At 56.8% G+C, this 810-nt stretch carries 1 protein-coding gene; it reads right to left on the bottom strand.

Annotated elements, in window-relative coordinates:
- Positions 1–810: IS3 family transposase (locus Q0908_RS20305; RefSeq protein ID WP_299289116.1), on the bottom strand; the 810-nt coding region annotated here is incomplete at both ends.

Raw genomic sequence — 810 nt, 5'->3', positions numbered from 1 at the left:
ATAGCGGGTGTTATGCCGCCGATGGCCATGTTGTGCCGGTCGTTGTTGTAAGTCCAGAGCCATTTTGTGGCCTGATCCTGCGCCTCCTCTATCGTTTCAAAGATGTTTTGATCCAGCCATTCGTGGCGGACCGTGCGATTGTAATGCTCGATGTACGCGTTTTGCTGCGGCTTGCCCGGCTGGATGTATTCAATGCGGATGCCGCGCGCCTCAGCCCATGCCTTGAGCAACCCACTGACATATTCTGGGCCGTTATCGACACGAATTACCCGTGGTGCACCGCGCCACTCGATGATTTGGTTCAGGCTTCGTACGACACGCACAGCGGGCAACGAGAAGTCCACTTCGATCCCCAGACCCTCACGATTGAAGTCGTCCAGCACGTTCAACGCCCGAAAGCTCCGCCCGTCGGCAAGCTGATCCTGCATAAAGTCCATGGACCATGTATGGTTGGGAACCTCAGGCACCGCCAACTCATCCGGTTTGGGCCGTTTCAGACGCTTTCGGGGCCTGATCCGCAGGTTCAGCTCCAGATCGCAGTAAATCCGGTACACGCGCTTGTGGTTCCAGCCAAAGCCCTTCACGTTGCGTAGATACAGGAAACACAGGCCAAAGCCCCAAGTCTTGCGGTTCGTCGTCAAACGCACAAGCCAGTCCGCGATCTCGGCGTTCTCATCATCGAATTTGCGCTCGTCGCGATAGCAGGTCTCGCTGATCTGGAACGTGCGGCAAGCCAAAGCGACGCTGACCTGCCTGGTCTTTACCGCATTCACCGCCATCTCGCGCCTTTGAGATGGCCTTACCGCTTTT

Source organism: uncultured Tateyamaria sp. (assembly GCF_947494755.1).
Taxonomy (GTDB): Bacteria; Pseudomonadota; Alphaproteobacteria; order Rhodobacterales; family Rhodobacteraceae; genus Tateyamaria.
This window is presented reverse-complemented; position numbering and strand designations above follow the sequence as displayed.